Origin of the sequence: Haemophilus haemolyticus, assembly GCF_003352385.1 — a bacterium.
Lineage (GTDB): Bacteria > Pseudomonadota > Gammaproteobacteria > Enterobacterales > Pasteurellaceae > Haemophilus > Haemophilus haemolyticus_I.
Map to the genome: position 1 here is coordinate 1,934,322 of NZ_CP031243.1, position 13,483 is coordinate 1,947,804.

General features: G+C 38.4%; 13 protein-coding genes. 4 read left to right on the forward strand and 9 right to left on the reverse strand.

Annotated features, from left to right (window positions below):
• Positions 1-16 precede the first annotated feature (16 nt).
• On the forward strand, positions 17-1,021 hold the full coding sequence (gene bamC / locus DV428_RS09385) for an outer membrane protein assembly factor BamC (protein WP_114909535.1): 1,005 nt from the start codon (positions 17-19) through the stop codon (positions 1,019-1,021).
• A gap of 31 nt (positions 1,022-1,052) precedes the next feature.
• On the opposite strand, the gene DV428_RS09390 is transcribed toward bamC, so the two are convergent.
• The gene (locus tag DV428_RS09390; protein WP_114909605.1) at positions 1,053-2,096 is read right to left on the reverse strand and encodes a glycosyltransferase family 9 protein; all 1,044 of its coding nucleotides are present in this window, start codon (positions 2,094-2,096) and stop codon (positions 1,053-1,055) included.
• A gap of 76 nt (positions 2,097-2,172) precedes the next feature.
• Here DV428_RS09390 and DV428_RS09395 point away from each other — a divergent pair, with 76 nt between their 5' ends.
• Together DV428_RS09395 and rdgB are read left to right on the forward strand one after the other, a co-directional pair.
• Positions 2,173-2,898 (forward strand): 3-deoxy-D-manno-octulosonic acid kinase, encoded by a 726-nt coding sequence (locus DV428_RS09395; RefSeq protein ID WP_114909536.1) that lies wholly within the window; start codon positions 2,173-2,175, stop codon positions 2,896-2,898.
• Between the two features lie 11 nt (positions 2,899-2,909).
• Complete coding sequence (gene rdgB / locus DV428_RS09400) at positions 2,910-3,497, forward strand: RdgB/HAM1 family non-canonical purine NTP pyrophosphatase (RefSeq protein ID WP_114909537.1); 588 nt, start codon at positions 2,910-2,912, stop codon at positions 3,495-3,497.
• Positions 3,498-3,587: 90 nt separating this feature from the next.
• On the opposite strand, the gene DV428_RS09405 is transcribed toward rdgB, so the two are convergent.
• Both DV428_RS09405 and DV428_RS09410 read right to left on the reverse strand, forming a co-directional pair.
• Positions 3,588-5,432, reverse strand: coding sequence for an ABC transporter ATP-binding protein (locus DV428_RS09405; RefSeq protein WP_114909538.1), 1,845 nt, complete (start codon positions 5,430-5,432; stop codon positions 3,588-3,590).
• Positions 5,433-5,510: 78 nt separating this feature from the next.
• Positions 5,511-6,407, reverse strand: a complete 897-nt coding sequence (locus DV428_RS09410) for a cupin domain-containing protein (protein ID WP_114909539.1) — start codon at positions 6,405-6,407, stop codon at positions 5,511-5,513.
• Positions 6,408-6,518: 111 nt separating this feature from the next.
• Between DV428_RS09410 and DV428_RS09415 the strand changes: the two genes are divergently transcribed.
• Complete coding sequence (locus DV428_RS09415; protein WP_005627672.1) at positions 6,519-6,860, forward strand: carboxymuconolactone decarboxylase family protein; 342 nt, start codon at positions 6,519-6,521, stop codon at positions 6,858-6,860.
• A gap of 117 nt (positions 6,861-6,977) precedes the next feature.
• Here the strand turns inward: DV428_RS09415 and rnhB are convergent, their stop codons facing one another.
• The 6 genes from rnhB to DV428_RS09445 form a co-directional block, all read right to left on the reverse strand.
• Complete coding sequence (rnhB, locus tag DV428_RS09420) at positions 6,978-7,571, reverse strand: ribonuclease HII (RefSeq protein ID WP_005632888.1); 594 nt, start codon at positions 7,569-7,571, stop codon at positions 6,978-6,980.
• Positions 7,564-8,736 carry a lipid-A-disaccharide synthase gene (gene lpxB / locus DV428_RS09425; protein WP_114909540.1) on the reverse strand — a complete coding sequence of 391 codons (1,173 nt, stop codon included), beginning with the start codon at positions 8,734-8,736 and terminating at the stop codon, positions 7,564-7,566. The genes rnhB and lpxB overlap by 8 nt, the downstream gene beginning before the upstream one ends.
• A gap of 115 nt (positions 8,737-8,851) precedes the next feature.
• Positions 8,852-10,591: an SIALI-17 repeat-containing surface protein gene (locus DV428_RS09430; protein WP_162790809.1), complete on the reverse strand. Its 1,740-nt coding sequence runs from the start codon at positions 10,589-10,591 to the stop codon at positions 8,852-8,854.
• On the reverse strand, positions 10,548-11,336 hold the full coding sequence (lpxA, locus tag DV428_RS09435) for an acyl-ACP--UDP-N-acetylglucosamine O-acyltransferase (RefSeq protein ID WP_114909542.1): 789 nt from the start codon (positions 11,334-11,336) through the stop codon (positions 10,548-10,550). Before lpxA ends, DV428_RS09430 begins: the two co-directional genes overlap by 44 nt.
• A gap of 14 nt (positions 11,337-11,350) precedes the next feature.
• A complete protein-coding gene (fabZ, locus tag DV428_RS09440) occupies positions 11,351-11,755 on the reverse strand; it encodes a 3-hydroxyacyl-ACP dehydratase FabZ (RefSeq protein WP_044233196.1) in 405 nt (134 codons plus the stop codon).
• Between the two features lie 127 nt (positions 11,756-11,882).
• Positions 11,883-13,442, reverse strand: a complete 1,560-nt coding sequence (locus tag DV428_RS09445; RefSeq protein WP_114909543.1) for a phosphoethanolamine transferase — start codon at positions 13,440-13,442, stop codon at positions 11,883-11,885.
• Positions 13,443-13,483 lie beyond the last annotated feature (41 nt).

A 13,483-nucleotide genomic window follows, 5' to 3' on the forward strand; every position in this document is an offset into this window, starting at 1 on the left:
TAGTTAAGGTTCAAATATGAAAAAAATAATGTTGAGTTTAGCAGCGGTTATCGTATTGGCTGGCTGTTCGTCTGATCCTGAAGCATTAAAGACTGCTAATGATTCTTTCCAAAAATCAGAGGCTTCTATCCCTGGATTCTCACCATTGGCGAGCGGGGGCGTAATGCTACCAAAAGCAGACGATACTTATGCATTGCCTAATATTGCTGTGAAAAAGGGAGAAAATATTGATATTCGTCCTCCATCAACACCGTTAGCGATTATTGAAAATTCATTAACACAATTCGATGGTGAACGTGCATTAATCGTGTATCCAGAACAGCAAGCAAGTGTGTATAACCTCCAACAAGTTGAACGCTTATTGAAAGAAGACGGTATTTCATCAACGACGAATGGTGCGATTTTAACGACTGACTGGGCGCCAACAGGACGAATTGGTGATAAGTCGGGCACTGAGATCAAATATCAAGTAGAACAAGTTATGGCTCAAGATGCGAGTGCGCTAGCAGTATCTGTTTTACAAATGCGTCGTGATGGCGTGATTTTCACTCCAAGTGTATCCGATAAGCAACGTTATACATCTGAACGATTAAATCGCATTGTGTCTGCATTAACTTCTGCTTACAACAAACAGCAACAAGATTTATCTAGCGCATCTGTGGGCGCGGTAGCTTCACAAGTTATTCAGGATTTGAATGGCCAAGCTGCATTAGCAATGAATGTTAATTTTGGTCAAGCATGGGAAAAATTAGGTGGAGCTTTACCTAAAGTGGGTTTTGCGATCAAATCTGAGACTGCAGGTAAAGGTTATCGTGAATTAAAATATTCAGCATTAAACAAAGAAGATTGGTTACGTATGGGAGCTGAACTTCCAGAACTTGAAAATGGCACTTACCAAATGCAAATTTCTGATCATGGCAGACAAAGCTCCGTTGTCATTTCTGATGAAAAAGGCAAGGCATTGTCTGGCGATTCAGCTGTGAGAATTTACCAAGCAATTAGTAACTTGATTGCAAGATAAATAAAAGCTCAGCGTTAGCTGAGCTTTTTCTTTAGAATAATCCTAATTTTTTCATTTGTTCAATAACGGGTTCGACTTGAATCTCTGCCATCAAATTTTTTCCTTTTAGTTTCGTTGCCCAAGGTAGTTCAGAAGAGGGTTTGCCAAATTCTTTTTGGGCATTTTCTTCATATACTGATACCACGTTATCTAAATTATTATAAGGCGCAGTACGCAAAGGATTGTGATAGGCATACAAGCCAATAACGGGTGTTCCTTGTGTTGTCGCAATATGGGCAGGGCCAGAATCTGGCGAAAGCACCAAATCAACCTTAGAAATTAAAGCGGTAAGCTGTTTTAGGTTTGTTTTTCCTGCAATATTGGTTGGCGTGAAATGGCAAAGTGCGGTAATTTTTTCGACTATTTCTAATTCACGTTTGGCTGGCGAACTGCAGAAAATCACATTGACATTATGCTGATGGGCAATATTGGCAACCTCTGCATAACGTTCAATTAGCCAATCTTTTTCTGCTTTGCTAGAGCAAGGGGAAATTAATAAATTTTTACGAGAGAAATCAATAAATTGATCGGCAAATTTATAATCATCTTGTGAGATAGCTAATTCCCATTTCGGTTCTGTTTTCGGTACGCCAATATATTCAGCGAAAGCCATAAATCCATCTAATACGTGAGGGGAAAAAGGATCTCTGATACGACGATTTACAAATAGCCATTGCCCTTCTCGAGAACGTTTTTCTCCAAATCCAATTTTGAATTTTGCTTTAATTCCTAAAGAAAGGATTGATGCACGAAATGCTGTTTGCATATTTAATAGTGCATCAAATTGTTTATTTTTCAGTTGTTTCCACAAAGATAATACACCTTTCCATCCCGCTTTTTTATCGTAAGGAATGAGCGTGACATTAGGAATACCCGAAAGCAAACCCATTTCGGTTTTGCCTACAACCCACGTAATTTCTGTTTGGGGATAATATGCTTGAATGTGCTGAACCACAGCTAAGGCATGACAGACATCGCCTACAGCTGACAATCGGAGAATACAAAGGGATTTTGGGGCTTCGGTAAAAAGTGGCATTGACATTCATTTCTCATTTAACTTGCGCCTATTTTAAAGTAGAATGAGCCCATTTTCTATTCATAACAACATTCCCATGCACCAATTCCAACAAGATAACCAATATTTTATCTTTAATTTTGACCGCACTTTTGAGCAAGCAACCGAGTTTTTCCAGGCGGAATTTTGGCAAAAACAAGAACGAGTGATAGGCAGTGCAAAAGGTCGAGGCACCACTTATTTCTTGCAAACGGAAGATTGGTTTGGCGTAAATTGTGCGTTGCGTCATTATTATCGAGGTGGACTTTGGGGTAAACTGAACAAAGATCGTTATCGTTTTTCTGCTCTTGAAACTACCCGTAGCTTTTCTGAGTTTCATTTGTTGCAACGTTTGTATGAAGCGGGTTTACCTGTGCCTAAACCGATTGCTGCACGTATTCAAAAAGGCAAGTTAGGTATTTGCTATCAAGCGGATATTTTGACGGAAAAAATCGAAAATGCGCAGGATTTAACCGCGCTTTTACAAACACAAACATTACCAAAAGAAACTTGGATGCAAATTGGTCGTTTGATTCGAAAACTACATGATTCACAGATTTGCCATACGGACTTGAATGCGCACAATATTTTGCTTCAACAGACTGAACAAGAGCAAAAATGTTGGTTACTCGATTTTGATAAGTGCGGTGAAAAATCTGGAGATTTTTGGAAAGAGCAAAATCTGAATCGTTTAAAACGTTCCTTCGAAAAAGAAGTTGGACGAATGAATATTCAATTTACCGAGCAAAACTGGGCTGATTTAACGACAGCTTATCATCAATAAAAGGACTGATTATGAAACAAAAAATCGTACTTGCTACAGGCAATAAAGGCAAAGTAAAAGAAATGGCTGATGTCCTATCTGATTTTGGTTTTGAAGTGATTGCGCAAACAGATTTAGGCATTGAAAGCCCAGAAGAAACAGGCTTAACTTTCGTTGAGAATGCGTTATTAAAAGCGCGCTATGCATCAGAGAAATCGGGTTTACCTGCTATTGCGGATGATTCAGGCTTGGTAGTTTCCGCACTTAATGGCGCGCCAGGTCTGTATTCTGCACGTTATGCTGGTGAAGAGGGAAATGATGCTAAAAACCGTGAGAAATTATTGGCAGAGCTTGCTCATGTTGCACAAGATAAACGCCAAGCCAAATTTGTGAGCTGTATCGTGTTTTTACAGCATCCAACAGATCCATCGCCAATTATTGCCGAAGGTGAGTGTCACGGTGTGATTGGTTTTGAAGAAAAAGGCGAAAATGGTTTTGGTTATGACAGTTTATTCTTTAGCCCAGAACAAGGTTGCACATTTGCTGAATTAGAAACTGTTGAGAAGAAAAAAATTTCTCATCGTGCACGAGCATTGACAGTATTAAAAAGTAAGTTATAAATCTAGTTAAACGTATAATGATAAAAGGCACGCATATTTTTTATATGCGTGCCTTTTTATATGGATTTTATCTATAGCGGAAAAGTAATATTATTCAGCATGTTCACTTAAAAATCCGCCACTTTGATGATTCCAAAGTTTAGCATACAGACCATTGCGCTCCAGTAATTCAGCATGGGTGCCTTGTTCAACAATTTGTCCTTTATCAAGCACAATCAGGCGATCCATCGCAGCGATGGTGGATAAACGATGGGCAATGGCAATCACCGTTTTATTTTCCATCATCTTATCGAGACTTTCTTGTATTGCCACTTCCACTTCAGAATCCAGTGCACTTGTGGCCTCATCTAACAATAGAATTGGTGCATCTTTTAACATCACACGAGCAATAGCAATACGCTGACGCTGACCACCTGAAAGTTTTACACCTCGTTCACCCACATGGGCATCATAGCCTTTTCTGCCTTGAGCATCAGTGAGGAATGGAATGAAATCATCAGCTTCCGCTCGTTCAGCAGCTAAAATCATCTCTTCATCTGTGGCATTAGGACGTCCATAAATAATATTGTCACGAACAGAGCGATGCAGCAGCGAAGTGTCTTGAGTCACTAAACCTATTTGGCGGCGTAGGCTTTCTTGCTGAACATCTAGTACATTTTGCCCATCAATGGTAATCGCGCCTTGTTGTGCTTCATAGAAACGCAGTAATAAGTTCACAATTGTAGATTTTCCTGCACCTGAGCGACCGATCAGCCCAACTTTTTCGCCAGGTTTGATGGTGAGATTGAAATGATTGAGCAATGGTTTTGTCGGATTATAAGCAAAGGTAATATCGTTAAACTTAATTTCCCCTTGTGTCACTTGTAACGGCGATGCTTGTGGTTTATCCACTATTGTGTGAGGTTTAGTCAACGTATTCATTCCGTCGTTTACAGTTCCGATATTCTCAAACAAACGCGCAGACTCCCACATAATCCAGCGAGACAGCCCATTTACTCGTAATGCCATCGCTGTTGCCGTTGCAATTGCACCCACGCCAACTTGACCATTTTTCCATAAAATAATTCCGAGTACGGCTGTGCTTAGTGTAAGTAAAATATTAGCTGCATAGGTGAGCGTATCCAATGATGTTGCTAAGCGCATTTGGGCGTGCACTGTGACCATAAAATCTTCCATAGAACGCTTGGCATAAGCGGCCTCTCGCGAACCATGAGAGAATAATTTTACTGTGGCAATATTGGAATAAGCATCTGTAATGCGTCCTGTCATTAAAGAACGAGCGTCAGCTTGTCGTTGAGCAGTCTTTGATAATTTAGGAATGAGGGTTCGTAGGATAAAAACAAAAATCGTAATCCAAGCAATAAATGGCAGTAAGAACCAAGAATCTAATGCTGCGAGCACCAAGCCCGATGTAATAAAATATACGATGACATATACAAACATATCCGCTAGTGTGAGCACTGTATCACGAACAGCAAGTGCGGTTTGCATTACTTTGGCAGAGACTCTGCCGGCAAATTCATCTTGATAAAAACTCAAACTTTGTCCAAGCATTAAACGATGGAAATTCCAACGTAATCGCATTGGAAATACGCCTTGTAAGGTTTGTAAACGTACGGTAGAGGCTAAAAATCCCCACACTATGCTAACAAGTAATAGGGCAGCCATACCAATTAATAAATGACCTTTTTCTTGCCATAATGCCTCAGGCGTAAATGTCCCTAACCAATCTACAAGCGTTCCCATAAATTGGAATAATACGGCTTCCATTACACCAGTACCAACCGTTAGCACTGTCAGTAAGAGAATCCAGCCTTTCATTCCTTCAATGCTAGACCAAATAAAACGCAATAAGCCTTTTTTAGGTGTTGTTGGATTACCTTCTGGATAAGGATTTAAGCGGTTTTCAAACCACGAAAAAATTTTGTTAAACATATCTTTTCCTTAAAAAGAAAAGGCAACAGATGTTGCCTTTCAAAAAACTTGGAGATTATAGCGCAAAAATTCTCCAATTTATAGGCTGGCAGATTTTCTGTATTGACTTGGCGAAAGTTGGTAGTAATTCTTGAAGGCTTTACTAAAATGCGCTTCCGATTGATACCCTACCTCTAAAGCAATGGCAAGCACAGATTGTTGGGATTGCTTTAATAAAAACGCTGCCGATTGTAACCGCACTTGAGTAATAAAACGCCCTGGCGACATGCCAAGTTGTTGTTGAAAAACACGAATAAAGTTTGCACGAGACATTGCAGAAAGGTCAGCTAATTGTTCAATTCGCCAATCTTCTTGAGGGCGTTGTAATATCGCACCTAGCACCGCATTTAATCGCTTGTCTTGCAACGCGAGTAGCACACCGCCTGTAATTAAGTTCTCTTGAATCGCATGGCGTAAAATATAAATTAAAAGCACATTCGAAAGTGCATCGACGACAGATTTTGTACCTACATCGTTTTTTTGTGCTTCTTGTAGAAAAAGCTGAACCAAAGGATGAATCGGTGTATCGCATAAATTGAGATGCAAGTATTCAGGCATAGAAGCGGTGAGGAGTGCATCTTGCTGATAATAAAATGCCCCGCAGAACATTTTTAAATCTGGTGTGCCTTGCCCTACTTGATGCAATTCAAATGCACCTTTCCAGCTTTTTTTTAATGATGCGTCCTTTGTTTGGTTGGACGAATGACGCATAAAGTGCGGTTGATTTTGGGGAAGAAAAAAGATATCACCTTCCTTTAAATGAAATTGCTTTTGTCCGAGCGTAAGCCAGCATTCGCCTTGTTCAATAAGATGGAATACGCCTTTTCCTACATCTTTTTCTTGGTGGGCAACTTGCCATTCACCTTGAAATTCACAGCGAATATTAATTTCCCCACGCACTTGTGCTAAATGGGTGAGTTTATCTAAATAATCCATAATGAGATGTTAGCGATAAAAATTGAGATAAATAAGCAAGTATCATAATCCAATCTGCCTATAATTTGCCACAGCAGTTCATTATTAATTCAATATATTTAGGAGAACATTATGTTTGCAGATTGGAAAGAAGAAACATCACACGTTAAAAAATCATTTGGTGCGTTAGGTAAACAATATCCAAAAATGTTACAAGCTTACCAAGCATTAGGCGCAGCAGCGGCAGAAGGCAATGTGCTTGACGCTAAAACTCGTGAGCTTATCGCATTAGCCGTTGCTGTAACAACTCGTTGTGAAAGCTGCATTAGTGTACACGCAGAAGAAGCTGTAAAAGCTGGTGCGAGCGAAGCTGAAGTGGCTGCAGCATTAGCAATGTCTATCGCATTAAATGCAGGCGCGGCTTATACTTATTCTTTACGTGCATTGGAAGCATATAACGTACAGAAAGGTTAATTACCTGTCATTCCATAGAGTTAAGTTGATTAAAGGAAAGGGAGTATTTTTAATACTCCCTTTGTTTTATCAATATTTTACTGTCTAATAAGATAAAAGCATTTTGCGATTAAAATTCTAACGATTTTCTAGCGCTTTTTTCACTGGGGCAAAGCTACGACGATGTTGCGGTAACGCGCCAAGTTCAGCTAATTTTTCCAAATGTAATTTGGTTGGATAGCCTTTATGCTGGGCAAAAGCGTATTCTGGATATTGCTTGTCTAATTCTTCCATTTCTTGGTCTCGTGCCACTTTCGCCAAAATAGAGGCTGCACTGATTTCCGCCACAAGGCTATCGCCTTTTACGACGGCTTGCGCTGGAATATCTAAATCTTTTGGGATCTTATTGCCATCAACCAACACAAAGTGCGGTTGAATTTTTAAAGATTTTACTGCTCGAGTCATTGCTAATAAGGAGGCTTGCAGGATATTTATCTCGTCAATTTCGTTAGCTTCAGCTCGACCTAATGCCCAAGCAAGGGCTTTTTCTTTGATTTCTTCGGCAAGGGCTAAACGTTTTTTCTCAGAAAGTTTTTTAGAATCAGCGAGGCCTTCAATTGGGTTATTCGGATCTAAAATAACGGCAGCCGTTACAACGGCCCCAACTAGAGGGCCGCGTCCAACTTCATCAACGCCAGCGATCAATTCATAGCCTTGTGGATATTCAAACATTTTCTGTTCCTTCTAATAAATCAATGACTGCTTGGGCCGCTTGCTTATCGGCATTGCATTGAATTTTTTGGTGTAAATCCGTGAAGTGCTGAATTAAAACATGGCGATTTTTTACCGCACTTTCATCATCAGAAAGATAAGCAGATAGTTTTTCAGCGAGCAATTCTGGCGTGCATTCTTCTTGAATCATTTCAGGAACGAGCATTTCATTCGCAAGCAAGTTTGGTAAAGAAATATAATCGGTTTTCACTAAACGTTTTGCCAAGAAATAGGTCAGTGGTTTCATTCGATAGCCAACCACCATAGGCGATTTACAAAGCATTGCTTCAAGCGCAGCTGTTCCTGAAGCAAGCAATGTTGCATCAGCTGCGATCATTGCTTGTCGTGCATTGCCATCAATTAAATGCATATCTAGATTTGGCGCAATTTTAGTTTTAATGGCTTCAAATTGAATTCGTCGTTTTTCGTTCACCAAAGGAACGAGGAATTGTAAATCAGGAAATTGTTTTTTTAATAATAAAGCGGTTTTCAAGAAAGGCTCAGCCAGAAATTCCACTTCTGAACCACGGCTTCCAACTAGGATAGCTAAATAGCGTTGTGCGGGATCAATCTGTAGCATTTGGCAGGCTTCGGCACGGTTTGGTTTGAGCGGAATAGCATCTGCCATTGTGTGTCCAATAAAGCGGCAAGGTACGTTAAATTTATCGTAAAAGGCTTTCTCAAAAGGCAAAAAGGCAAGAACTTGGTGAGTCGCTTTGGCAATTTTGTGAATGCGATTTTGACGCCATGCCCATACAGAGGGGCTCACGTAATGAATAGTTTTAATTCCGTTTGCTTTGAGCTTGAGTTCTACATCCAAATTAAAATCAGGCGCATCAATGCCGATGTAAACATCAGGTTTTTCTTGCAACATGGTTTGAATGACATTTTTGCGAATTTTCAACAGACGAGGAAGATGTTTCAAAATTTCAGCCAAGCCCATGACTGAAAGTTCTTCCATATCGACAAGCGTCTCACAGCCTTCAGCCAACATTCTTGGGCCAGCAATGCCAATAAAGCGAGCATTAGGATAATGAGCTTTGAGCTGACGAATTAAACCTGCACCTAGAATATCACCAGATACTTCTCCTGCAACAAGAGCAATGGTTGGGCTTATCCTATTCATAAACGTTATCCTTGAATAAAATTAAAACAATAAAAATTATAAAGGGCGTTTGTATAAGTACGCCCTAATGTGATTTTTAATTTAACATGATATAAAACATCCTAGAACTACTATTCTAGAATTTACCTTCTAATGATAGATAGGTTCCCCATTGTTTACTACTAATCAGTCCATTTTTTATATAAGGTGTAAAGGATATACTAAATTTTGGAGAAAATTGGTAATTTAATCCTGAACTAATACTCCACTGGGTTTTGTGAATATTAAGATGATAGTCATGTTTGAGGTTTTCTATTTGCACAGCACCAGTCACATTGCTTTTAATTTGATGTTCAATTTCTATAGTATTTAACCATGTTAATTTAGTAGCTATTGAATAATTCCATTTTATACCTGATGCAAGTGAATGATCTGTCCATTTTATATTATTGTATTTCATTAAAAACTGAGAAGCAGGTGCATCATATCCATTTTGTTTAATCTGTGTATTTCGGTAAGATAAATACCAACCTAAAGAGTTTTTATTTGATAGCACTAAGTCTTGACCCAATGTTAAATTCCATGAAACTCCCTTTACATCTGATAACGCTGTTGTTAAAACAGGGGATGTCTTTTGATAAGAATTACTATCTTTTCCAATACTAGCTGCAATATATAAATTAGAAGGCAATTTATAATGTGCGAAAGCCCCTATTCCAACATTATTATGAAGTGTACGATAGTTGTTTGATAAATGATTTTCTAATGAACGCTCTATGTTTATTCCTAAAGTTAACTTATTTGTTATTCCGTATCCCAAACGTAGGCCAAGTAAATTGTCATGTATATCATTTTTAGCCATATAATGATGTCGAATGCCATAACAAAACTCATTTTTATTAGCAATACAATAGGTTTGTAAGGAGCGTAATTTGTTAAATTGATGCTTCAATAATATACTATTGTTTTCTTCTAATTTTCGTTGTGATAGCGATTGGCGAGGCTCAACATATTTCGTTTTATTTGTTACTGGTAAATCCCCGGAGTTAACACCAATATATTCAGGTTTATCTATTACTGGTACTAGTGCATCGCTAGGAACAATGCCAATATATTCAGGTTTATCTATTATTGGCGCATTAGATGGCACAGCTGTAATTGAAACATATGTAACTACTGGTAGTATATCTTGAAAATCAGCTTCACCATCCTTATCTCCATTAACCCCACCATTAAACTCTGGATATTCGGCTTCTTCAGGAATACCATTAACTGGACCTGTAAATTCGATTTTTGAATGTATCTCAGGTGAGCCTTTCTCATATAGAATTTTAGGGGCATCAGCTTCTTTATCAACAGATACTTTCACTTCATCAGCAGATACTTTCTTTTCAACAGATACGTTCACTTTATCAACAGCTTCGTTGTAAATCTTATCATAAGATTTACCTACCTCTACACGAAGCGCATCACTACAATTAGTAATGCAACCTTTATATTCTGGTATTTCAAGAATTGGTGGCTCCATATCATTTACCCCTCCAGTAAACTCTGGATATTCATTTGTAACGGGAATACCGTTTACTGCTCCATTAAATTCATCAGTTTTTATTACACTGGAAGAAACTGCGCCAATAGAAATAACATCTTTAATTATTAATGATTCAGAAATAGGAGATTCTTTATCATCAATCGAAACTGATAGATGTAGTGCTAATGTATCAGGAGAAGAAAATAAAAAGGTTGTAGTAAGAAAAAATTTAAACTTACTGTTGAGATTAATAACATAAATTTTTCTTATAATTATTATGAATAGTGAATGAAAAATATTATTAACGAATAATACCGCGAGTTGAACGTTTGAAAAATTCAACAAAGAAACTAATCGCTGAATCGGTTTCCGCAATTTGCTCAATTTCTGGTAATACTTCTTCAAGCGTTTTACCGCTACGATAGATCATTTTATAAACGTTACGGATTGCGTGCATGGTTGGTTTATCAAAACCACGACGTTTTAAACCTTCTAAGTTCACACCGAATGGACGGGCGTGGTTGCCTTGCGCCATAACGTAAGGAGGTACATCTTGGCTTACCATAGAACCGCCGCCTAACATGACGTGTGCACCAACGATTACAAATTGGTGAATTGCTGACATGCCACCAACAATCACGAAATCATCTAATTCTACGTGACCTGCAAGCGTTGCATTGTTTGCTAAAATACAGTTGTTTTTAATTTGGCAATCGTGCGCAACGTGAACATTAACCATTAATAAATTGTTATTGCCAATAGCGGTTACGCCACCGCCTTGGATGGTACCACGATGGATTGTCACATGTTCACGGATTCGATTGCCATTACCAATAATGGTTTTTGTAGCTTCGCCTTTGTATTTTAAATCTTGGTTCACTTCACCAATGCTAGCGAATTGATAGATTTCATTATCTTCGCCAATCACGGTATCGCCACGTACCACAACGTGAGATTTCAATACAGTGCGAGCTTTAATTTCAACGGAGCCTTCAACAATACAGAAAGGCCCGATAATAACACTTTCACCAATAACTGCGCCTTCTTCGACTAAGGCTGTAGGATGGATTTTTGCATTTGGGTGGATCATATTTACCCCCTTAATTAACGACGAGCGCACATTAGTTTTGCTTCACAAGCGATTTCGCCATTTACGGTGGCAACGCCAGTAAATGCAGTAATACCACGGCGTTCTTTAATCACTTGAACGTTTAATTCCATTTGATCACCAGGTAATACTGGGCGTTTAAAGCGCGCTTCATCAATACCTGCAAAGTAGAACAGTTCGCCGCCTTTTAATTCGTGAGTTTTAAAGGCTAAAATGCCCATTGCTTGTGCCAAAGCTTCTAAAATTAAAACGCCCGGTAAAATAGGTTCGCCGGGGAAGTGACCTGTGAAACAAGGTTCATTGACGCTAATATTTTTAATTGCTTTTAACCATTCGCCCTCTTTAAAATCCAATACGCGATCCACTAACAAAAATGGGTAGCGATGTGGCAATAAAGTCATAATTTCTTTTGATTCGATCACTCTTGGTTGTTGTTCTGACACGTTGATACCTTACAAAAAATAAACAAATAAAATCCCTTGGATTATACGATATTTACGGCTAAAAATAAAACGAACTCAATATAGTCTAGTGTTTAGGACGAATATCAATGGCTGGATCGTCATCTTTACGATATTTTTCATCAATTCGTTTTTGCAATCCAAAGTCATTTTTATCCGACTCGTTAGAAAATAAATCTTCTGTTTGCGTTAATTGCGGATTTTTAATTCCGATCCAATTTGCGATTCCTTCTAAGAAGTTCAAACCTGATTTAAACACCTTATATTCTTTGCGTTCGGTGTCATCCGACGAAATTTTGAATAACGGAATATTATGGTGTTCTCGACTGAAACAGTTTTGATTAAACAAAAGTATATTGTTTTTTTCATCTTGTTGGTGGCACAAACCGTGATCTGAGAAATAAATCATTGAGAAAGTGCGGTGATTTTTCTTAGCGTTTTCTTCAAGCTGTTCATATACACGTTTTAAAAATTCATCAGTTTTCTTAATAGACGACACATAGCAATTTAAATAACCATATCTCGGATTAAGATCGTTATCATCAAAGATTTTTGGATAATCTTCGACACGGTCGCAAGCCATTGGATGTGAGCCATAAATATGTAACACGATGAAACGTTTTCCTTGAACAGGATCTTCTAGTACTTGGGTGAATTTTGGTAATAAATCAAAATCGCTAAAGTTAGTAGAATTAAAGCTTCCGCCTTTTTTCAAGAAAAAGGTTACATCAGATTTTGAAGCGAGCGATGAAACGGGCGTATCGAATTCGCCGAGCATACCTTGATTAGAAAGCCAATAAGTTTTCACGCCTGCAGATTTGATGAGATCCACTAAACTCAAACTATAATTGGGTTCCCATTTTTCTTTGTTAGGAAGGGTTAACATGAGTCGAAGTGAGGCGACAGTATTGGTTCCCGCTGAACGAAAACCATCAATCAATGTACCTTTAGTGCTAGACATAAACGGCGTATTTTCAATCGGATAACCATAGGCATGGTGGTAATCTTTACGCGCACTTTCACCAAGAACAATCACATAATCATCATAGCGTGAATTTTCTAATGTTGATTTTCCCCAGTTATCAGATTGGGACATTTGTTTTAGTTTTTGCACTTCATCTACAATTTTTAATGTGGAACTTACGGTTTCTTTGATCGGTTCAGCAAGTGGCATGTTGTAGGTAAAGAGCAATGTCGCCAAGGCAATAAATGTTTTATTACGATAAAATTTTATGCCAGATTTCACCGCACTTTTGTATTGAAGAAAAATAAAAATAGGTATGGCGAAAGCAATTAAGTAACTACTCACTGGGATTTGCAATAGAAATTCCTTCGTTTCCAACATATCAGTCGCGAAAAGCGAGGCGATATATTGGTAGCTTGGAGGGCCAAAATTTAACCCTGTAGGCGTATAAAAAGCATGCAGTAACGCAAGAGGTAGTAAAATAAAATAGAAGGATTTTTTACTGCTGCTTAATAAGAGAATAGTTGTTGTCGCCAGTAGAATGAGAACCACACTTGGTTCTGTAAACATTCCTGAACCGATTAAAATAAAATAACCTGCTAATGCGGCACAAATCACCGCAAAAAGTGCGGGCAAAATTTGGCTTGTTTTTTTCGTGTTCATAATTGTCTTCCCTGAAAAGAAAATGTCGCTATTATCCACCT